The sequence below is a fragment of the Sphingobacteriales bacterium genome, assembly GCA_016711285.1.
In the GTDB taxonomy this organism is placed as follows: Bacteria; Bacteroidota; Bacteroidia; order Chitinophagales; family UBA2359; genus JADJTG01.
Genome location: JADJTG010000014.1, coordinates 57,905 through 78,960, shown reverse-complemented (window position 1 = coordinate 78,960; position 21,056 = coordinate 57,905). Strand labels below are relative to the sequence as shown.

The following is a 21,056-nucleotide window of genomic DNA, read 5'->3' as shown; positions in this document are numbered from 1 at the left end:
AATTCTAATCAACTTCACTATCCAAATCTTGCTGAATGATGCGGCGGCGGTTTTTTCTGTCTGTTCTTTGACGCTCGGCTTTATCTTGTGCGGAATATTTGCTTTTATCCCCCAAAAAGTGCATCTGACCTTCTGCCAACCACGAGCCTTGCCGAACCATTATTCCATTCCACAAGCAAGTTTCATCGCCGCAGTTATGCTTTGAATAATCGCCGAAATTGCGGTGTTTTATTTTTTTGTCGCTTAATATTTTTTGTTGGTTGTGGCGAATTTTTTCCCACCACTGATACTCCTCTGCGGTGGTGAGTTCTTGTCCGAGCGTTTCTACTGCAATAAAGGTTTTGGGGTCTTTGAGTTGCAAAAAATCAAAAGTTTTTTTAAAAAACTGATGTGCATATTCTCTGACCTGTATTTTTTCTTCCAGACTAAGTTTTTCGTTTTCTGCGATAGAACGATATAAGCCGAGTACATTGAAATCGGTGTATTTTTTATAATTGTCAATAAAAAACAAATATTCTTTCAATGTGAGTGTATTAAACTTCTGCCCTATTTTCATAAGAATTTTTTTTATTTAAATATGCAATACCCGAGAATGTGTCTGTTTTTTTTAATACTTAAAATCATTTCACATATTTTATCCAACAAAAGCTCCTCCTTTTATTTGTTTACGGAACTGCTACTTTATAAAAATTTTCAATAATTTCTACCACTTTCAAGCCGTCGTAGGCATTGGTCATAATCTGCTCTCTGCCTTTAAGCGTTTGTATAACATTTTCAATTATTTTGTCGTGGTTGCTCATAGAGCCTTCGTAATAGCCGTAGGCATTGGCGGCATTAGAAGGGGGCAAGCCCTCTATATCAAAGCCCGCCGTGCACTGATAATCAATGGTATTGAGGTATTTGCCGCCGATTTTGATGGTGGCATTTTCGGCAAAAATCGTTATAGAGCCTTCCATATTCTGGCGGTAGGCGGCGGTGGTGTAATGGAGTGTGCCCAAAGCAGGAGGGTGTTGTTTGAGGCGAAAAATAAAATGCCCCGTATCTTCAAATTCTATCAAAGACTGATGCGCCACATTCGCCGTTTTTCCGGTTAGCGGCTCTATATCGCCCAGCAAATAATACAACACATCAATAAAGTGGCTAAATTGTGTAAACAGTGTGCCGCCGTCTTGTGCCAAAGTGCCTTTCCACGGCGATCGGCGGTAATATTCGGCGTTGCGATTCCAATAGCAATTGAGCGAAACAGAATAAATTGCACCCAATTTGTGGGTTTCCAACAACTGTTTCACGGCTTGTACGGGCGGATTAAAGCGATTTTGCTTGACGACAAACAAGGGGCAGCCCTGCCGCAAAGCCGTTTGTAACATCGCTTCGCACCATTCTTTTTTGATGCTCATGGGTTTTTCTACCAACACAGGGCGGTGGTGTTGCAGGGCGGCGATGCTCATTTCGTGGTGCGAGCCGTTGGGCGTACACACACACACGAGGTCGGCGGGTATTGCCCAAAATTCTTCCGGCGAAGCACAAGCCTTTCCGCCGTAATCGGCGCATAGGGCTTGCGTTTGGGCAGCCACCACATCGTAGGCAGCCACCAATTCGGCTTCGGGGTGTTGTCGGATATGCAGGGCGTGGCGTTTGCCGATGTAGCCGCAACCGATGATAGCAAAGCGTATTTTCATGCACAATCAATTATGTGTGCTGCAAAGTTGCTAAACTTCATTCGTCTTTTAAAAAATTATTAAAAAAAATAAAAACCTCCGACCGCAATGTATGAGCAATTTTAAGCAATCTTATCGTTGAACTTAGATACTGTAATATTTGTTTGGAAGATAGTTATAAATACTTGTATCAAAATTGATACAAGTAAGTCAGAAAATTTCGGATATTTGCACCCTTATTTTTAAATTTTTTCTATAAAAAAATGGCTATTTCTAACGAAATAAAAGTAGGCGTTTTATCGCTGGCGGGTTTGGTAATTTTATATTTGGGATTTAATTTCTTAAAAGGAAAATCAGTACTGGCTACGCACAACTTTTATACGGTGCTCTTTGATAAAATAGATGGGCTGATGGAGGGCAATCCGGTATTGCTCAATGGTTTTCAGGTAGGCTCGGTGGAAGGTTTGGAGTTGGTGGCAGACGGAAGCGGACGGGTGTCGGCTTCTTTGAGTATTCAAGATGAAGTGCCGCTGCCCAAAGGCGTAGCGGCTCGTATTGTATCCAGCGGCTTGATGGGCGACAAACAGGTGATATTGGTAGCTCCCAAAAATACAACAACCGCCGCCGAAGTTCCTTTGCACCAAAACGGCGACACGCTTATCGGCGAATTGGAAGTGCCCCTGACCACTATGTTGTCGGAGGAAGTGCTGCCCGTAAAAGATAAACTCGCCAAAATGATTGATTCCTTGCAAATCACCGTAAACAGCATTAATCAAACCCTCAACAGCGGTGCTTTGCAAAGCAGCCTCGCCAGCCTACAGACCACTTTGCAATACCTCCAAAAAAGCAGTGCGCAAGTTAATCAGTTGTTGGCGGCACAATCGGGAAAAATAGACGGCATCGTAACTGATGCGGCAGCTATCACCAACAACCTCAAAAACAACAACGACAATATCAACACCATCATTAGCAATGCCCAAAGCACCACACAACGCCTCGCTCAAATAGATGTGCAACCCAGCATTGCAAAACTCAACGGTACGCTTACTCAAGCTGAAAGCACCATCAAACAACTTACCGCCACCATAGAAAAAATCAACTCCGGCGAAGGCTCGGCGGCACTTTTGCTCAACGACCCCAAATTGTACCAAAACATAGAAAAAACCACCCGCGATTTAGATGCGCTTTTTGTAGATATGAAAAACAACCCCAAACGCTATGTACATTTTTCGGTATTTGGGCGTAAAGACAAATCCGCCGCCGGCGAAAACAATGTAAAAGAGGAGTAAATTAAATAATATTTTTGCAAAATTTTTGTTTTTGTAAGAAAATCTCTCTTAAAATTTTTATCAAAAAACTCACTTGTCATAAGTTTTTTTTAAAATAAAATGACTCTTTATGTGTTTTTTATAAAAATAATTGTTCAAAAATCGTGTTTTAGCTCATTATACAAAAAAATCATCTTGCATTTGTTTAAATTTCTTTGTTCTTTTTTTATTTATTGCTGCTGCTTTTCGCTGTATGCACAAAACGAAACCGTTATTGATATTATCAATACCAACTCTTTGGAATATATCAAAAAAGGTGACGAAGAAATTCGCAAACTCATCGGGGCGGTGCAATTACAACAGGGCGACCTGTTTTTTGAGTGCGACAGTGCCTATATCTACGAACGCCGCAACGACATTGAAGCCTTTGGCAATGTACATATCCGCCAAGCCGACTCCGTAAACATTTATGCGCAATATCTCAACTATACCCACGACCGCCAGCGTGCTTACCTCTATGACAAGGTGCGCCTCGTGGACTCCAAAAGTACCATCACTTCCGATACTTTGGAATATGCCATCAACGAACAAAAGGCGGTGTTGTATCAAAAAGTAAAAGTAAACGACCAGCAGGGGCGTTTTTCTGCCGACTCGCTCACTTATTTTGTAAAAAGCAAAGAAGCTATTTTGCACAAAAACGCCAATATGGTTTCTAATGAAGGCTACACACTGCAATCGCCGCGTATGCGCTACAATTCCAATACCCGCGCGGCGGTTTTTGAGGGCGGCGGCGACCTACAACTCAAAGACGGAGCTAAAGTAAAAAGCCAACAAGGGCAATACGATGCCGCAAAAAAAACAATGATATTCCGGCAACAAGTAGAAGTCAATCACCCCGACTACCGCTTGGTGAGCGATTTGCTCAACTACAATATCGCCACCGAAACCGTTGATTTTCAAGGAAACAGCACCATTTATCAAAAAGATGCTACCCTGAGTGGCGAGCGCGGTGTGTATAATCCTGCCACCAAAACCCTGAGCCTCAAAGGAAAAGCCTATTTATCCAAACCGCCGCAAATGATACGTGCCGACAGCCTTTATTTGCAACAAGAAGGCGGCATTGCCTATGCGTATCGGCAGGTAGAACTCAAAGATACTTCTCAGAAAATTACGGTATGGAGCGATTTTGCACGTTTCACCGAAGCCGAAAATGCCCTCTTGAGCAGTGGCAAAGCCCTACTCGCCACCGAAAGTGAAGGCGATACGCTGTGGCTCGCCGCCGACACCATCAGCACGGCACGGCACGGCACCGACAGCACCCGCCGCATTGACGCTTTTCGCAAAGTGCAGATATTTAAAAGCGATTTTCAAGCCGTCTGCGATTCGCTCTCGTTCAGCAGCAGCGATTCGTTGTTTCGCCTCTACGACCTGCCCGCTATTTGGGCAGAGAACACACAATTAAGTGCCGATACCATATTGTTGCAGTTGCGTGGCAAGCACATGGAAAAAGCACTTTTGCGACGCAACGCCATGATGTTGAGTGAAAATTTTAAAGATATTTTTGATCAGGCAGTGGGTGCAGAAATGGATATTGCATTTGAGCGCGACAGTGTACACCAATTGGATATGCGCGGCAGTGCCGAAACCATTTATTTTGCTCAAGATGATGCCAAACGGTTTATCGGCATCAACCATTCCAAAGCCGAGCGTATCAAAGTGGTGATACAACACAATAAACCCGATAAAATTTATTTATACGAAAATCCAAATTCTGTTTTTCACCCGATAAAAGAATATCAAAAAGATACTTTTCGGGTAAATGGCTTTGTATGGCGCAATCGCCAGCGACCGCAGCGCGTGTTTTTTGTACAGTATCGTATTGCGCAACTTTATTAAAAAAATATAGCCGCCGTTTGGCATAAAAAAACCGCCCTAAATAAATAGGGCGGTTTTTTGGAATAAAAGATTTAATTTTTTTGTAACGACTAATGTCCTTTTTTCAAAGCTTCTTTAGCTTTGTCTGCGGCATTATTAGCAGCGTTTTGTGTTTTGTCAATTGCTTTAGCAGCAGCATCTTTAGCGGCATCAACAGCGTTGCCGGCAGCATTAGCAGCAGCCTCTCCTGCACCTTGTACGGCAGCAGCAGCAGAATCAACAGTAGCAGTTGTAGCGGCGGCGGCGGCAGCAGCAGCGGCTTCAGCAGCTTCAGCAGCTTTTTTCACGCTGTCAGCAGCAGCTTCAGCTTTTGCTTTTGCAGCCTCTTCAGCGGCTTTTTGGTCGCCTTGGCAAGCAGATAAGCCTAAAATAGCAACTAAACTTGCAGTAAAAAATAACTTGTTCATTGGTTTTCTGTTTTTAATTGTGTTGGATTATATAAAATAAAATGTGTAAATTGTCAAATAAAATTATTTTACACGATTTACAATCGCTTGGAATGCTTCGGGGTGGTTCATTGCCAAATCAGCCAATACTTTGCGGTTCAAGACGATACCTTTGTCGGCAACAGCTTTAATGAATTTGGAGTAGCTCATACCGCTCAAACGTGCGGCGGCATTGATGCGGATAATCCACAATTCACGAAACGCTCTTTTTTTGGCTTTACGGTCGCGATAGGCATATTGCAAACCTTTTTCAATGGTGTTTTTCGCTACTGTCCATACATTTTTGCGGCGTGCGAAATAACCTTTGGCGAGTTTCAGAAATTTTTTGCGGCGGGCACGAGATGCCACCACATTGACGGAACGAGGCATATTATTTTTTTGTTACGACAAAGCGCGATTGATTATTTCACAATGCTTAGTTGCTGCTTTATCAGGTGAATGATTAATTTTAAAAATATTGTATGGTCTGTGTTAAAAAAACATCAACATATTAAGCACAACCCAACATACGCAAAGCTCTTTTTTCCTCGCTGCTGTGTACCAAGGCAGATTGCCCCAAATTTCTTTTGCGTTTGTTGCTTTTTTTGGTCAAAATATGTCTTTTAAAAGCGTGACTTCTTTTTACTTTTCCTGAAGCTGTTATTTTAAAACGTTTTTTTGCGCTGGAATTGGTCTTTAATTTAGGCATAAAATTTCATTAGTATTAGTAAATCGCCGCAAAGATAGTTTTTCTATCTTTCGCAAGCAAGTAAAGGCAATAATTTTATTTAAAAAAATAATAAACTGATTATTTTTTATTGCCTTTGGGTACAATAAATACAAAAAGTCGTTTGCCTTCTAATTTGGGGGGGTGCTCAGGCGTACCTATTTCGCTGAGTTTGTCAATAAATCTCTGCAACAAATTGCTACCTTGGTCTTTAAACATAATCGCACGTCCTTTATATTGCACATACGCTTTTACTTTGTAGCCTTCCTGCAAAAATTTTTCGGCGTGTTTCGTTTTAAATTCAAGGTCGTGGTCGTCTGTATGTGAAGTAAAACGCACCTCTTTTACCACCGATTTGGCGGCTTTGGCTTTCATTTCTTTTTCTTTCTTCTTTTTTTCATACAGAAATTTCTGAAACTCCACCACACGACACACCGGCGGTGCGGCATTGGGGGATATTTCCACCAAATCCATTTCCAATTTATCGGCGATAGCCAGGGCTTCGCCAAGGCTGTAAATGCCTACTTCCACATTTTCTCCCACCAAACGCACCTGTGACGCTGAAATTTGTCTGTTGATGCGAAATTCGCTCTGTTGTTGCTGACGAGGGCTGTGTCTTAAAATTTTTGCCAAATGATTAAAAACTTGTTTTTGATTGATAAAATATTAATTCAATAAAATGATGATACAAATATACGTTTTCTAATATAATTTTGTTACAATTAAAAATTTTCAGTGCATCCTGTTTTATAAATCAATGCTGTATTTTTGAAAAATATTGAGCTTTTATCTATATAAGATAAGGTCTTGCCGAAGTAGGACAATTAGAAGCCAACTATTAATTTAGCAAAAATTTCAAATAGAATTTCAAATTCTCAATTTAGAACTTTCGCCTGCAATTTGGCAACACCTTGTTAACTACTGACTTTCTTTGAGTCCATTTTTAAATTTATTAATGTCAATACTGTTTCTATTTTTTTATGTTCATCTGTTGAATGTTCAAGTTTAAATCTAAATTCATTTTCTATAAATTTTTCTCTATTTGTGAAATTATGATTTTCTGTTAAATAAATTTCAGTGTCATTTAATATTTTTGTAAAATTTAAATTATAACAAAACATAATTATTCCGGCATAGTTATTATGCCAACTTAAATATCCTTGCAATTGTTTAATTGTTTCTTGTAAAGTTAGTATTCCTTTCCAAATTTTAAGTTCAAATATATGCTCATTAAATCCGTCTTTTGTTCTAATTAAAATATCCGTTTTACCTTTACAGTTTTTGGCTTCTGCATTTCCTCGCCCTTTGAAAGTTATATTTAAAGTTGTAAGTAATCTATCTCTTATATTTTCTTCTGTTAGCGTTTGAAATTGTTCTGGTCGTCTTTGCATATCACAAGTTAAATATCGCAATGATTTTATAAGTCTTTCAAATTGTAATTGGTCAGTATTTTTCCCCCTGATTTGGGTGCTATTTTTCGGCTGTTTAAATTTTGTTTTATCCATTCCTCAAAGTTGTCTGTAGTTGCAAATGCCAAAATTTTATTTTTAAAACAAGCTTCCCTGATTTTAAATATCCCCATTGGTCCAAAGCCACTGTAATAATTTGCTCCACAATCGCGAGAAATAAACCATTCAGTTCCTAATTTTAATGCAATATGAATTATAGCCGGTTCTTCATCTACAAAGCCATGAGATAAAAAAATACTATAAAATTTATTATTCTGCTCTGAAAAACGTTCTAACCCTTCTAAACAATTCCAGATTCCTTTTGAGTCAACAATCTCGTGAAATTCAAAATACATAATTTCACGATAATGTCCACCATTGATTGCCTCTGCAAGTTTATAAGCATTATCAGTATATATTGATATGTCCGTGAAATTATCCATAAGGTTACTGCCAACTGTCTGGCTTATTCTGGAATTTCGGATAACAATAATCGTGCAAAATCTGCCGTGTTCATTGTTCCTACATCGCCTTGTCCGTGTTTGCGCACTGATAATTGTCCACTTTCCGCTTCTTTTTCGCCCAAAATTAGCATATATGGCACTTTTTTAATCTCTGCATCGCGAATTTTTTTACCTATTTTCTCGTTGCGCTCGTCCAATACGGCTCTGATACCCTGTGTTTTGAGTTGATTGGATATGTTTTGGGCAAAATCGCCGAATTTTTCGCTGATGGGCAATATCGCCACTTGCTGCGGTGCCAACCAAGTCGGAAAATTACCTGCGTAGTGTTCAATAAGAATGGATATAAAACGCTCCATAGAGCCAAAAGGTGCGCGGTGAATAATTACCGGACGCGATTTAGTGCCTTCGGCGTTGGTATATTCCAACTGAAAACGCTCCGGCATTACATAATCCACCTGCACGGTGCCGAGCTGCCATTTTCTGCCCAAAGCGTCTTTTACGATAAAATCAATTTTGGGTCCGTAAAAAGCTGCTTCGCCCAAGCCGATAAAATAGTCGAGTTGGACTTCGTCGGCTACGCTTTTGATTTCGGCTTGCGCACGTTCCCACAATTCGGCATCGCCGCCGTATTTGGCATCATTTTCATCACGAAAACTCAAGCGCGTGCTCACCTCCATTCCGAAAGTGGCAAATACATATTGTGTGAGGCTGATAACTTGTTTGATTTCATCTTTCAACTGCTCTACGGTGCAATAAATATGTGCATCGTCTTGTGTAAATCCGCGCACACGGCTCAGTCCGTTGAGTTCGCCGCTTTGCTCATAGCGATACACCGTTCCGAACTCCGCAATACGCAAGGGCAAATCGCGGTAGCTGCGCGGTTTGGAGGCATATATCTGATGATGATGCGGGCAGTTCATCGGTTTGAGCATGTATTCCTCTTCATCTACCTGCATGGGTGCAAATTGTGATTCGGCATAATACGGATAGTGACCGGAAGTTTTGTAGAGTTCCAGATTGCCAATATGTGGCGTGATTACTTCCTGATAGCCTCTTTTGAGTTGTTGGCGGCGCAGGAAATCTTCCAAAGTGCGGCGCAGCAAAGTGCCATTAGGCAACCACACCGGCAAGCCGCCCCCGATTTTGGGCGTAATCAAATAAATTTCTAATTCTTTTCCCAAGCGGCGGTGGTCGCGCTTTTCGGCTTCTTCTAACAGGTGCAAATGCTCGTCTAATTGGGCTTGTTTGGGATAAGTAACACCATACAAGCGGGTCAATTGCTTATTTTTTTCGCTGCCGCGCCAATAAGCTCCCGCAATATTGAGCAGTTTTACGGCTTTGATAAATCCGGTAGAAGGAATATGAGGACCACGACATAAATCCGTAAAATTTCCCTGATGGTAAAATGTAATCTTGCCATCTTCTAGTTCATTGATGAGTTCTATTTTGTACGGGTCATTTTTTTGGGTAAAATATGCCAAGGCATCGGCTTTGCTGATTTCCTGACGGCTGTAGGCATTATTTTGACGGGCGAGTTCGAGCATTTTTTGCTCAATGGCTGCCAAATCTGCCTCGCTGATGGAGTAATCGCCGAAGTCCACATCGTAGTAGAAGCCGTTTTCAATCGGCGGACCTATACCAAACTTAGTACCCGGATACAAACTCTCCAAAGCCTCCGCGAGTAAGTGCGCAGAAGAGTGCCAATAGGTATTTTTACCATCGGCATCGTCAAATTTTAATAATTCAAGGGTGGCATCTGCCGTCAGTGGGCGAAAAGCATCGCGTACTTCACCATTTACACGCGCTGCCAATACTTGCGTGCCAAACCCGCACTAATGCTTTGCGCTATTTCCTAGGGAGTAGTGCCTTGTGGATATTCACGGACTTTGCCGTCTGGGAAACTAATCTTTATCATAAAACTGCTAAAAACCGATACATTAATACCTTTCAATGTCACGGTTTGGATATAATATAGTATTAAAAATATTTCTTATCACAAATAAATAAAAATAAATGCCAAAATTTACAAGTACGAAAAAAAAATTATCTTTTTATAAAATCTTAAAAATGATGTACGCACCTGATAAGATTTTTAAATACAATAAATTCTTCTTTTTTTGAAGCATTTTTGTATTTTCGCACCAATTTTAGTGCAAACATACGAAAATGCCGTCCAAAACTATTAATAAAATTTAGTTTTTAATGCACAAAAAAATATTGATAGCCGAACCCGTACATCCCATTTTAACACAGCGTTTGCAAGCTGTCGGGTATGAGTGTGTACAGGTGTCGCTTACGGCACAGGAATTAAAGCAAGCAATCGGCGAATATGAAGGCATTATCATACGCAGTAAAATCATTATTGACTCCGACCTTATCAATGCCGCCCGTAATTTGCAATGGATAGGGCGCACCGGCTCCGGTATGGAAAATGTAGATACTGTTTATGCCGCTACCAAGGGTATTGCCTGTATCAACTCGCCGGAAGGGAATTGTGATGCTGTTGCGGAACATACCATCGCTTTGATGATAAATTTACTAAAAAACATCACTCGTGCGGGTATGGATATGCGGCAGGGGCAATGGACACGCAGCGAAAATATTGGTACGGAGTTGGGGCATCAGACAGTGGGCTTGTATGGTTACGGACACACGGGCAGTGCAGTAGCACGGCGTTTGGAGGCTTTTGGGTGCAAGGTGTTGGTGTATGATAAATATAAAAGCGGTTTTGGCACGCCGCATATTTCGGAATGTACGCCGCAGCGCATTTTTGAAGAGGCAAACGTGGTGTCTTTGCATGTGCCGCTTACCGATGAAACACATCATTTGGCAAACGAAGCCTGGTTCGCCAGATTTCATCACCCGATAGGTATTTATCAATGTATGCAGAGGAGGGTGACCCAAACAGCCGCTTTGCTGCAAGCCTTAGAGCAGCGTAAAGTGTGGGCTGCCGGATTAGATGTCTTTGAAAATGAAGAGTGGGCTACACTTACCACTCAACAAAAAACAGAATTAGAAACTCTGCGCAAGCGCACTAATGTATGGCTCACACCACATATTGCCGGTGTTACACACGATTCTTATTATAAAATGTCGGCAATATTGGCAGATAAAATAATAGAAAACATAAAACATCAAGATTAAAATTATTCATTTTGTCAGCATTTCGTCATAATTTTTGATGTTGCTTGCAATTCCTTAATAATTAGTTTAATTTTAAGCCGTCTATTAGTTTGACTAATTGGTTTTTTTATAGCGAATAAAACAAATAAAAATAATATAAAAATAAAACAGCTTATAAACATGAGAAAACAATTACTTTTTTGGCTGATAATGCTACTTCCGATGGCATTATGGGCACAAAGCGGGGAAATTCGGGGTACGGTTACAGATGCCGATAACAAAGAAGCTATCCCCTTTGCAACAATAGCCGTAGTAGGAACAACAAAAGGAACAACCACTGACTTTGATGGTAACTACTCCTTAAAATTGACACCCGGACGCTATGACCTCAAAGTAACTTATGTGGGTTATCAAGAAGCCATTGTTACAGGCATTGTATTGAGTGCGGATAAAATCATATTCCAAGATTTTGCCCTCAACTCCAGCACCAAAGAATTAGATGCTGTAGTGGTAACCGCCTATAAAGTGCCTTTGATTGACAAGGACAATACGGCTTCGGGCGGGGCGGTAACACGCGAAGACATTAAAAACATGCCTACTCGTAATGTGGAGTCTATCGCTTCCAAAACGGCGGGTACGTTCCAAGCTGACGAAGGTGCAGCCATCAACGTAAAAGGTGGACGCTCCGAAGGCACAGAGTATTATATTGATGGTATTCGCGTGCGCGGCGGTACGGCACTCCCTGCCAACGCCATCGAGCAACTCAACGTAATTACGGGCGGTATCCCTGCCAAATACGGCGATGCCACCGGCGGTATCATCAGTATTACCACGCGCTCGGCTTCGCAAAAGTTTGGCGGCGGTATGGAGTTCATTACTTCTATGCCTTTCCGACCTTACTACAATCACCTCACCGCTACACTGGCAGGTCCTATTCTGAAAGTGGGCGGCACTGAAAGCAAACGCACTTTATTGGATTTCTTCATCGCCGGCGAAATTATCCGCGACAAAGATGATATGTTGGCAGCTACCGACATTTACCGCGTAAAACAAAGTGTATTAGACTCTTTGAAACAATACCCTTTGTTGCCTTCCAGCACAGGTGTAGGTTTTGTAAAATCCATTGATTATGTTACGCTCAATGATATGGAAAGCAGCGAAGTGCGCGAAAATGTAGAATTGCAGGAAATAAATTTTTCTACCAAATTCAATTTTATTCCGGTTCGCAATTTCAACTTCACTTTTGGCGGTAGCCTCAACTTGGCAGATGGCGGTTTGCAAGAGCGCAACAGAACCTATCGCGATTTTGTGCGCCGCTATGAGCCTTTCAACTGGGAACACAACCCTCAAACACAAGATTTTACTTACCGCTTCTTCGGGCGTTTTTCGCAAGAATTTAATACTTCCCAAGCAGCAGAAGGAGAAGAAAAGAAAGAAGGATTGTTTTCCAATATCTTCTACTCTATTCAAGCCGACTATACAAAAGACAAAGTAACCTGGTTTGACCCTATTCACGAAGACCGCTTTTTTGATTACGGTTATGTAGGTAGTTTTAATACAAGCAGAGCACCTATTTATCAACAAACAACCGTAAATGCCGTAGATGAAATTACCGGAGCACCGATCACCCTCACCGGACGCGGGTTTTTGGGCTATGGCGATAATGGCGTAGCATATACTCCCGGCACCTTGAATCCCGAAGCTGCCAACCAAACATCTTACTACTACCAGTTAGCAGGAGATGACCAGGCTAATTTTTACAATACGCTCAATCAGATTTCATTAAATAATGGCTTAATTAACGGTTCGCGTCCGCCTTCTTTGGAATCTGTATATAGTATGTACTACTTACCTGGTGCTGTGTGGGACGATTATTTAAAATCAGCAGAAGACCAATACCGCTTGAGCTTTAATAGTTCGGTGGACGTAAAAAAACCCGGTGTTTCCGAAAACAAAAAACATTCCATAGAGTTTGGTTTTGAATACGAACAACGCGTAGAAAGAGAATATCGCATGGCTCCGGCGCAATTGTGGGACAGAATGAGAGCATTGGTGAGCCGTCCGGGATTAAAAGATATTGCTTTAGATTTGGATAATCCGATTTTGGTTATCAACGGACAGCGTATTCCTTTATCCGACTACAATCCTGAATTGCACGGTATCTGGAGTGCTTATGATACCATTACATATAATTATGTGCGCACTGCACAAGGCAATAAAATTGATCAGGAAATTCGCAGTCGTTTTGGTTATGGTGATTTAGATTTTGTAAATACAGATGCTTTAGACCCTTCTAAATTATCGTTGGATATGTTTTCGCCCGATGATTTATACGGAACAGGTACTAATAATGTGTTCAGCAGTTTGTATGGTTATGATTATTTAGGCAACAAACTCAGCAAAGACCCTGCTTTTGAAGATTTCTTCAAACGCGATGAAAATGGCTATCTCAGCGGCAAAATCGGAGCATTCCGCCCTATTTATATGGCAGGATATATTCAGGATAAATTTGCTTTCAAAGATTTGATTTTTAACGTGGGCTTGCGCGTGGACAGATACGATGCCAACCAAAAAGTATTAAAAGATATTTACTCCCTCTATGGCGTGCGCACTGCGGGCGAAGTAAGCACCATCAACGGAAATAATATTCAGCACCCCTCTACCATCGGTGGCGACTATGTGGTGTATGTAGATAATGCCGTTAATCCTACCAAAATTGTAGGTTATCGCTCCGGCGACAATTGGTACAATGCCAACGGTACATTTATTAATGATGTGCGTATTTTGGAGCAAAGCGGTCAGTTATTCCCTTATTTATCCAATCCTTTGGATAATGACCCTAAAAATGACATTAAAGATAAAAACTTTGACATCAACACTACATTTAAAGACTATGTACCACAAATAAACCTGATGCCGCGTATCGCTTTCTCGTTCCCTATTTCTGACGTAGCATTGTTTTATGCGCACTACAACGTACTCACACAACGTCCACAAGGTAATAATTTCTTATCGCCTTTGGACTATTATTTCTGGCAAGAAAAAGCAATTGATACCCGCTACGACAACCCGAATCTGAAACCCGAAAAAACGATTGACTATCAATTAGGTTTCAAACAAAAAATCGGCGAACGTTCTGCACTCACCATCGCTGCTTTCTATCGCGAAATGCGCGACATGTTGAATGTAGTACAAGTACAGGGCTATCCCGTAAATTATACCACTTACCGCAATATTGACTTCGGTAACGTAAAAGGAATGGAGTTTACTTATGATTTGCGCCGTAGTGGTCCCGTAAAATTAGTGGCTACCTATACCCTGCAATTTGCTGATGGTACAGGCTCCAGCTCTACTTCGGGTGCTAACTTAGCCAACAACGGTTTGCCGAACTTGCGTGCCATTTTCCCGATGAGCTATGATGCTCGTCATACTTTCAACATCACATTTGACTATCGTTACGGCGAAGGTAAAGATTATACCGGTCCGCGCATCGGCAAATTTGATTTACTCGCCAATACAGGTCTGAATGTTGTTACTTTGTTCCGCTCCGGCACTCCTTATTCACAACAAAAAACAGCTACACCGGAAGGACAATTCGGCATTGCCGGACGTACTACTTTGGAAGGAAATCCTTATGGTTCGCGTATGTCGGGCAATTTCCGTATTGATATGAAATTAGACAGAGATATTAAAATTGCCGATAAAAAAGGTTCGCGCGATGCACGCTATATGAATGTGTATGTGTGGATACAAAACTTATTGGATACCAAAAATGTGTTGAGCGTATATGACTTTACAGGTCGCGGTGATGATGACGGCTATATTGATTCAGTACAAGGGCAAAATGTAGCAGCTACAGCCACTTATACTCAATCTTTTATTGATTTATACAGATTGCGTGTAGATAATCCGTACAATTTTACTTTGCCGCGCAGAGCCAGAGTAGGGGTTTCTTTCTCATTCTAATCTTGCTTGTCATCATTTTTTATATTAAAGAAAATAAAATAAATAATAATATGAAAAAAAATCATTTTATTCACTTTCTCTTTGCTGTTCTGCCGGTGCTTTTAAGTTTTCCGGCAACAGCGCGGGAAAATATTGGCTCCGGAAAAACCGGTAAAAGCGGCGATGTAAAGAAAACAACCATTGATTGCTTGCCCGCCAATTCACAAACAGAGTTGAACATCAACAATGTGCGCACCACTTTGATGACCGGAGGTGATATGTGGTGGAACTTAGATGCTGCCCGCTACGAAGTGCCCAAAGTAGAAAAAGGATCCGGCGGAACTTCGCGCCACTCTTTATTTGCAGGTGCTTTGTGGATAGGCGGTATTGATGCTTTGGGGCAATTAAAAATAGCTGCCCAAACTTATCGCCAAACAGGTAACGACTTTTTCCCGGACCACTCAACAGCAACGGACAAATCACTCAAAGCGATTGTGCCAACTACGATAAATTCTGGGAAGTGCGCGGCTTGGATATAGATGCTTTCCGTACTTTGTATGAAACCAACAACGGTGTTATTTCACAAACACAAGTATCCGAATCACTTTTAAAATGGCCGGGTAAAAACAATCCCTACTTTGACCAATATTACGATTTTTCTTTGCCGGAAGATAAAGACTTAGCTCCTTTCTTCGACCGAGACGGGGATGATATATATGACCCCGTTAATGACGGCGACTATCCGGTATTGGACTCTGAAGTAGAAGGCGTATATGCCGACCAAATGATTTGGTGGGTTTTTAACGACAGAGGCAATGTACACTCCGAAACCGGCGGCGAAGCCATCGGTTTGGAAGTCGGAGCTTTGGCTTTCGCTTTCTCTACGAGTGATGAAATCAACAATATGACTTTTTACAAATATGATGTAAAAAACCTCTCTACCACTCCTATCAACGATGTGTATTTCGGTCAGTGGGTGGATCCGGATTTGGGTAATCATTTAGATGACTTTGTGGGTTGCGATACGCTCACTAGTTTGGGTATTGTGTATAATGGCGATGCCAACGATGAAGGCGCACAAGGCTATGGCGATACTCCGCCAATGTTGGGTGTAGATTTCTTCAGAGGTCCGAAAGACGAAAACGGCAAAGAATTGGGTATGTCATCTTTCTTATACTACAATAACAATTTTGAAGTAACAGGTAACCCCGAAACAGCCGTTCATTTCTACGGTTATTTATCCGGTTTCTGGAAAGATAAAACCCCCTTTACTTATGGCGGCAATGGTAAAAACGGTACAGAGCCTTTCGCTTATATGTTTCCTACCGACCCCGGCACGCCCGCTGGTGATAATGTGTGGTCGGAGTGCAGTGAGGGCAACGAACCCGCCGACCGCCGTTTCTTACAATCGTCAGGTCCTTTCATTCTGAAGCCCGGCGCACGCAACGATATTATTGTGGGCGTAATTTGGGTGCGTGATGGCTTACAACACCCTTGTCCTTCCTTTGACATTCTAAAAACTGCCGACTTAAAGGCACAGGCTCTTTTCAACAGCAATTTCAAACTCAAAGACGGACCCGATGCTCCTTCTATGAGTATCCGCGAGTTGGATAAAGAATTGATATTAACTATTAATAATCCGGTTGGCTCTAATAACTACAACGAAGCCTATCAAGAAACAGATGCTGTATTGGCAGGTCAGGGAAATCCAGACTCTACCTATAATTTTCAAGGTTATCGCATTTATCAGCTTCGCTCGGCGAGTGTTACACCCGACCAATATAGCAACGGTGCCTTTGCCAAAGAAATTTTTACGGTAGATATAAAAGATGGAGTCAAAAAACTCATCAATATTTACTATAATTCCTCTACACAAGCCGATGATGAAAAAATTATGGTAGAAGGAACCGATAATGGTATTCAGCATATTTTTAAAGTAAATAAAGATGAATTTGCACAGGGTAGTTCTGTACTCATCAACCATAAAGAGTATTATTATGCTGTAGTAGCTTATGGCTATAATTCGGTTTCCACTCAACCTTATCTCGAAGGTCGTAAAGGTGCTGACCGTATTTATACTGCCGTTCCGCACATTCCCGATCCCGAATATGGTGGTGTTGCAATAAACAGTACCTTCAATGACGGTCCTGAGGTGACAACCATAAGCGGTTTTGGAAACGGCGGCAATGTATTAGAATTGACCGATGCCTCCATCGCCGAAATTTTAACCAATAATTTTATTGCACAACCTACCTATCAAGGTGGAAGCGGACCGATAGATGTACGCATATATGACCCGCTCCGTGTACCAAGTGCAGATTTCGAATTACATATTGACAATCAGGTTTATGTAAATTATACACAACCAAAATACGGCACTTTACAGCAAAATGCGGACGGTTCTTTCTTATATACACCGAATGCCGGTATTAATACCGACGAAGTAAAAGGAGATTATTTCACCTACGAAATAGCTAACCAATTCGGTACGTTGGAGCGTGCTGCCGTAACCATTCAATTAGCGACCGGTTTTGTAGGAGCAAAAGCTTATGACGATACCGAAATTCTCTATATTGACAAAACCAATGATGCGGTAGGTGAACAGCCGGCACGCCGTGATGTAGATGTATTATTAAATGATTATCCTTTTGGTTCTGATGAATTAGAAATAGTGAGCGTAACCAATGGCGCACGCGGCACTACACAAGTTTTACCCAACAAAAAAATTCGTTATACACGTAAAGATGAATATGCAGGCTACTTTGGTTTCGACCGTTTTACTTATACCATGAAAAACGCCACCGGAGCTATCAGCACCGCTACCGTAACCATCAACTTGATAGATGTGCGCGTACCCAGCGATCCGGAAACCACCAAAGAAGATTTCAAAATCAATGCTGCCGATGACTTTTTCATTGTAGCCGGATTACAGCCAACTACTATCAATCCTTTGGAAAACGACTTAAATGCCCTATTTGGCTCTAGTTCTTTAAATCCTTATTCTACTTGGGAATTGACCAACCTGACTACCGGCGAAGTATATGATTATAACACGCCTATCAATGTTCCAAACGAGCAAGCTATCGGCGGCTGGGAATATGACAGCACAAAATCCGATTTTCAGTTGAATTTCAACCCTCTCGGCTTTATTGTTGATGTTACACAAGTACCTAACCCTGATGAAGGAAATGCTTATTTGACTTCTTCTATTGACTTTACAAATGTTCAAAGCAGATGGCTTTCATTTATTGCCGATCAGGAAGGAGTAGGATTTTTGGGTACAAGAAACTGGATACGCTCCGGTGATAAAAAAGACAAAGACCAAGCCGGCGGCATTGATCCTACTTTTAGCGATTATTATGATTATGACGGCTCTGCTTATTATGCGACTATTTTAGACGGTGGTTTTGCGCCTTATTGCCTCACTGCCAATACGCGCCCCGAAGATGTGGTACGCTACAATACTCAAGTACTGGAATTAGACGGCAGTTTCCTGAATTACCAAGTGATGAGTCCGGCTTGCTCCGACTGCTACGGTTATAATTCAGGCAGCAACGTTCCAAAAAAACCAACCAATACCTTGGGTGACTTGAGAAGCGTGGATATTATAATGACCGATAATCCTGCACTGTGGACACAATGTGTGGTAATAGAAATGGGACGCGATGAAGAAAACAATATTGGCGGAGTACAAAAGAATGGTATGCGTGCCAGTAACTCTTTAAATAAAGACGGCAGCCAAAATACAGCCGAAACAGGTCGTTCGTGGTTTCCGGGTTATGCTATTGATGTAGAAAGCGGGCAACGCCTCAACATCATGTTCTCCGAAAACTCATTTATGCCCGGCGAAAATGGTGCTGATATGATGTTTAACCCTACCAATGTACAGGAAACAACCAATAGCGGCATAAGTGGTGCTAATTATCGTATGGGTGGCGAGCACTTCATTTATATTATGAACACTCGCTACGATGGCGGTGCTGCAACACACGACCTCTTCTCGCAAGGCACTACGGCTGCAAAAAAACAAGTGTATGACCAAGTGATGTGGGCAGGTGCTACTATTTTACAAGAAGGTGAATTCCGCTACAAATCAATGGCGGAAGGCTTGATTCCTTCCGGTGTAAAAATGAAGCTTCGTGTAGCCCGCTCCTATGAAAGTCAGGACGGCACCGCCTTACATATCATTTCAGCACCAAAGGTTTAGCTGCCGAACGCAATAATACCGAAGTTGCCAAAAAAGCAATGGACTTGGTGCGTGTAGTACCTAATCCTTATTATGCTTATTCGGCTTATGAAAACGATAAATTCAACAACAGAGTAAAAATTACCAATTTGCCGCCTCGTGCCATTGTTCGTATTATTGCTCTGGACGGTACATTTATTCGTGAGTTGAAGTTGGACAACTCTAATTTGCAGGACGGAACGGGCGTAGTAACCAAAAATGCCCTAAATGTTGAAAATGCTTTGGAATGGGATATGAAAAACTATAAAAACATACCGGTTGCCGGTGGTATTTATTTGTTCCATATTGAAGCACCGGATAGCGGAGAAGAGCGCGTATTGAAATGGTTTGGTGTAATGCGCGAACTGAATTTGGAAACTTTCTAAAAAAATTATGGCAGAAGATAGCATTGCACGAAAGTGTGTATGCACTTTGTGTGCAATGCTTATTTTTGTCAATAAAGTTTCTTTTTATTAAAAAATGAAAAAAAATAATTCCATGAAATATACAAAAATTACCTTACTATTTTTAAGTCTTTGGGCAGCAGGTGTAGCAGTATATGCAGGTAATGACGACCGTGTGGGGCAAGCCGGTGCAAGTGAATTGTTGATAAATCCCTGGGCACGCAGCTCAGGATTTATGGACGCTTACAGTTCGGGTGTGCGTGGCATAGAAGCTACACGCCTCAATATCGCAGGTTTGGCTTTTACGCGCAAAACTGAAGGTGTTTTGGCATTTACCGATTGGTTAAGCGGTACAGACATTCGGCTGACAGCCGCCGGAATTTCGCAAAGTTTAGGCGAAGGCAGAGGTGTTTTGGGTTTGTCGTTTATGTCTATGAACTTTGGCGAAATAGATGTAGTAACTACCGATGCACCCGATTTTGGAACCGGAGCTACTTTCCGCCCACAATTCACCAACATTGCTTTGGCTTATTCCAAATCATTTTCTAACAGTATCCACGGCGGTATTTTGTTGCATGTCATCAACCACAGCATTGCTGATGTACGCGCTACGGGTGTAGCATTTGATGCCGGTATTCAATATGTAGCAGGTGAAAAAGACCGCGCTAAATTCGGTATTTCTTTGCGCAATGTAGGCTCGCCAATGCGTTTTCGCGGCGACGGTTTGGACTTTACCATCACAGATAATGTAAGCGGCACAGAGTTTACCCTCTCCCAACGTCCCGACGATTACGAATTGCCTTCGCAGTTGAATATCGGCGGCTCGTATGACTTTTTATTGGGCGAAAATTTGCGTTTTACAACTGCAGGTAATTTCAGTTCCAATTCTTTCCGCAGCGACTATTTTTCGGTAGGAGCAGAATTGGCGTTTAAAGAGCAGTTTATGTTGCGTGCCGGTTATCGCATAGAACCCGGACGCAAAAGCGAACCTGTTCCGAATAATAACCTGATGACCGGTTTGGGTGCAGGTGTTTCTATCCAAGTTCCGTTCAAAAAAGAATCTGAAAGCACTTTCGCTTTTGATTATTCTTATCGCGCTACTTCCATCTTTAAAGGTATTCACAGTTTGGGTGTACGCATTGCTTTATAGTAAAAAGCATTTTTTCTACGCCTCACAAAAATATAAAAGGCAGCCATAAAAGGCTGCCTTTTTTTATATACCGAATCTTAAAATGAGCTTTTTAAAAGTTATTGAATAAGGTAAGATGTATAAAGAGATACATAAAGTGTATTTTATAATAGTCATCATTTAAGTGTAGATACTTCTGTCACTATTATCAAAAACAGGTATTTGAAAGGGTTTTAGGGCAAAAAGAAAATAAAAAAACCTCTCGGATGCTCGCCACCGAGAGGTTTACCAAAACTAATTATGAA

The 21,056-nt window shown here is 41.5% G+C and carries 16 protein-coding genes and 1 pseudogene; 8 read left to right on the top strand and 9 right to left on the bottom strand.

Going from position 1 to position 21,056, the window contains the following annotated elements:
- Positions 1-4: 4 nt before the first annotated feature.
- Positions 5-556: a hypothetical protein gene (locus tag IPL35_13030; GenBank protein MBK8444275.1), complete on the bottom strand. Its 552-nt coding sequence runs from the start codon at positions 554-556 to the stop codon at positions 5-7.
- A 109-nt stretch (positions 557-665) separates the two neighbouring features.
- A complete protein-coding gene (locus IPL35_13025) occupies positions 666-1,679 on the bottom strand; it encodes a Gfo/Idh/MocA family oxidoreductase (protein ID MBK8444274.1) in 1,014 nt (337 codons plus the stop codon).
- 242 nt (positions 1,680-1,921) lie between these two features.
- Here IPL35_13025 and IPL35_13020 point away from each other — a divergent pair, with 242 nt between their 5' ends.
- On the top strand, positions 1,922-2,947 hold the full coding sequence (locus IPL35_13020; protein MBK8444273.1) for an MCE family protein: 1,026 nt from the start codon (positions 1,922-1,924) through the stop codon (positions 2,945-2,947).
- A 180-nt stretch (positions 2,948-3,127) separates the two neighbouring features.
- Complete coding sequence (lptC, locus tag IPL35_13015) at positions 3,128-4,822, top strand: LPS export ABC transporter periplasmic protein LptC (GenBank protein ID MBK8444272.1); 1,695 nt, start codon at positions 3,128-3,130, stop codon at positions 4,820-4,822.
- A gap of 89 nt (positions 4,823-4,911) precedes the next feature.
- Here the strand turns inward: lptC and IPL35_13010 are convergent, their stop codons facing one another.
- The 7 genes and pseudogenes from IPL35_13010 to thrS form a co-directional block, all read right to left on the bottom strand.
- Entirely contained in the window at positions 4,912-5,268 is a 357-nt protein-coding gene (locus IPL35_13010; protein ID MBK8444271.1) for a hypothetical protein, read from the bottom strand.
- Between the two features lie 63 nt (positions 5,269-5,331).
- Complete coding sequence (gene rplT / locus IPL35_13005; GenBank protein MBK8444270.1) at positions 5,332-5,676, bottom strand: 50S ribosomal protein L20; 345 nt, start codon at positions 5,674-5,676, stop codon at positions 5,332-5,334.
- Between the two features lie 121 nt (positions 5,677-5,797).
- Positions 5,798-5,995, bottom strand: a complete 198-nt coding sequence (gene rpmI / locus IPL35_13000; GenBank protein ID MBK8444269.1) for a 50S ribosomal protein L35 — start codon at positions 5,993-5,995, stop codon at positions 5,798-5,800.
- A gap of 99 nt (positions 5,996-6,094) precedes the next feature.
- Complete coding sequence (locus IPL35_12995) at positions 6,095-6,637, bottom strand: translation initiation factor IF-3 (protein MBK8444268.1); 543 nt, start codon at positions 6,635-6,637, stop codon at positions 6,095-6,097.
- Between the two features lie 290 nt (positions 6,638-6,927).
- A complete protein-coding gene (locus IPL35_12990; GenBank protein ID MBK8444267.1) occupies positions 6,928-7,518 on the bottom strand; it encodes a hypothetical protein in 591 nt (196 codons plus the stop codon).
- Positions 7,431-7,904, bottom strand: coding sequence for a hypothetical protein (locus IPL35_12985; GenBank protein MBK8444266.1), 474 nt, complete (start codon positions 7,902-7,904; stop codon positions 7,431-7,433). The genes IPL35_12990 and IPL35_12985 overlap by 88 nt, the downstream gene beginning before the upstream one ends.
- A 23-nt stretch (positions 7,905-7,927) precedes the next feature.
- Positions 7,928-9,840: pseudogene (thrS, locus tag IPL35_12980) on the bottom strand (threonine--tRNA ligase).
- Positions 9,841-10,127: 287 nt separating this feature from the next.
- Between thrS and IPL35_12975 the strand changes: the two are divergent.
- The 6 genes from IPL35_12975 (at position 10,128) to IPL35_12950 (ending at position 20,772) form a co-directional block, all read left to right on the top strand.
- Positions 10,128-11,069, top strand: a complete 942-nt coding sequence (locus IPL35_12975; protein MBK8444265.1) for a hydroxyacid dehydrogenase — start codon at positions 10,128-10,130, stop codon at positions 11,067-11,069.
- Positions 11,070-11,228: 159 nt separating this feature from the next.
- The gene (locus IPL35_12970) at positions 11,229-15,014 is read left to right on the top strand and encodes a TonB-dependent receptor (protein ID MBK8444264.1); all 3,786 of its coding nucleotides are present in this window, start codon (positions 11,229-11,231) and stop codon (positions 15,012-15,014) included.
- Between the two features lie 50 nt (positions 15,015-15,064).
- Positions 15,065-15,532, top strand: coding sequence for a hypothetical protein (locus IPL35_12965; protein MBK8444263.1), 468 nt, complete (start codon positions 15,065-15,067; stop codon positions 15,530-15,532).
- Positions 15,514-19,200: a hypothetical protein gene (locus IPL35_12960; GenBank protein MBK8444262.1), complete on the top strand. Its 3,687-nt coding sequence runs from the start codon at positions 15,514-15,516 to the stop codon at positions 19,198-19,200. The genes IPL35_12965 and IPL35_12960 overlap by 19 nt, the downstream gene beginning before the upstream one ends.
- 38 nt (positions 19,201-19,238) lie before the next feature.
- Positions 19,239-19,604 (top strand): hypothetical protein, encoded by a 366-nt coding sequence (locus IPL35_12955; protein MBK8444261.1) that lies wholly within the window; start codon positions 19,239-19,241, stop codon positions 19,602-19,604.
- 112 nt (positions 19,605-19,716) lie between these two features.
- Entirely contained in the window at positions 19,717-20,772 is a 1,056-nt protein-coding gene (locus tag IPL35_12950; protein MBK8444260.1) for a PorV/PorQ family protein, read from the top strand.
- The last annotated feature ends 284 nt before the right edge of the window (positions 20,773-21,056 follow it).

Bases quoted from the DNA above. Each gene is read 5' to 3' on its own strand.
- IPL35_13030 (MBK8444275.1), bottom strand. From the start codon at position 556: ATGAAAATAGGGCAGAAGTTTAATACACTCACATTGAAAGAATATTTG.
- IPL35_13025 (MBK8444274.1), bottom strand. From the start codon at position 1,679: ATGAAAATACGCTTTGCTATCATCGGTTGCGGCTACATCGGCAAACGC.
- IPL35_13020 (MBK8444273.1), top strand. From the start codon at position 1,922: ATGGCTATTTCTAACGAAATAAAAGTAGGCGTTTTATCGCTGGCGGGT.
- IPL35_13010 (MBK8444271.1), bottom strand. From the start codon at position 5,268: ATGAACAAGTTATTTTTTACTGCAAGTTTAGTTGCTATTTTAGGCTTA.
- rplT (MBK8444270.1), bottom strand. From the start codon at position 5,676: ATGCCTCGTTCCGTCAATGTGGTGGCATCTCGTGCCCGCCGCAAAAAA.
- rpmI (MBK8444269.1), bottom strand. From the start codon at position 5,995: ATGCCTAAATTAAAGACCAATTCCAGCGCAAAAAAACGTTTTAAAATA.
- IPL35_12990 (MBK8444267.1), bottom strand. From the start codon at position 7,518: ATGGATAAAACAAAATTTAAACAGCCGAAAAATAGCACCCAAATCAGG.
- IPL35_12985 (MBK8444266.1), bottom strand. From the start codon at position 7,904: ATGGATAATTTCACGGACATATCAATATATACTGATAATGCTTATAAA.
- IPL35_12975 (MBK8444265.1), top strand. From the start codon at position 10,128: ATGCACAAAAAAATATTGATAGCCGAACCCGTACATCCCATTTTAACA.
- IPL35_12970 (MBK8444264.1), top strand. From the start codon at position 11,229: ATGAGAAAACAATTACTTTTTTGGCTGATAATGCTACTTCCGATGGCA.
- IPL35_12965 (MBK8444263.1), top strand. From the start codon at position 15,065: ATGAAAAAAAATCATTTTATTCACTTTCTCTTTGCTGTTCTGCCGGTG.
- IPL35_12955 (MBK8444261.1), top strand. From the start codon at position 19,239: ATGGACTTGGTGCGTGTAGTACCTAATCCTTATTATGCTTATTCGGCT.
- IPL35_12950 (MBK8444260.1), top strand. From the start codon at position 19,717: ATGAAATATACAAAAATTACCTTACTATTTTTAAGTCTTTGGGCAGCA.